The following is a 242-nucleotide window of genomic DNA, read 5'->3' as shown; positions in this document are numbered from 1 at the left end:
GGTCGCACAGCTCGGCCTGGCGGTGAGTCTCGCGATCTTCCTGCCGAGCCTGCTGCTGATCCCCCTCCCGCCGAGACCGAAGCTCGAGAGCCCGGCGGTGCCCCGAGTGCTCCTGGTGTTCGAGAGGGCAGGGCAGGCGCACTGCATGACGGTCCCTGCGATCACGGCGGCCGGCCCGACCGCGTGGGGGTGGGCGGTGCCGGTGGCGCTGGCGGTGCTCGCGTACGGGGCCCTCTGGATCC

At 73.6% G+C, this 242-nt stretch carries 1 pseudogene; it reads left to right on the top strand.

Annotated features, from left to right (window positions below):
• A pseudogene (locus KVS71_RS18375) lies at positions 1 to 242 on the top strand (hypothetical protein); the annotation flags it as partial.

Source organism: Microbacterium sp. GbtcB4 (genome assembly GCF_019091465.1).
Taxonomy (GTDB): domain Bacteria; phylum Actinomycetota; class Actinomycetes; order Actinomycetales; family Microbacteriaceae; genus Microbacterium; species Microbacterium paraoxydans.
Note: the sequence above shows the minus strand (reverse complement) of the source record. Positions and strands in the feature narration are given on the sequence as shown.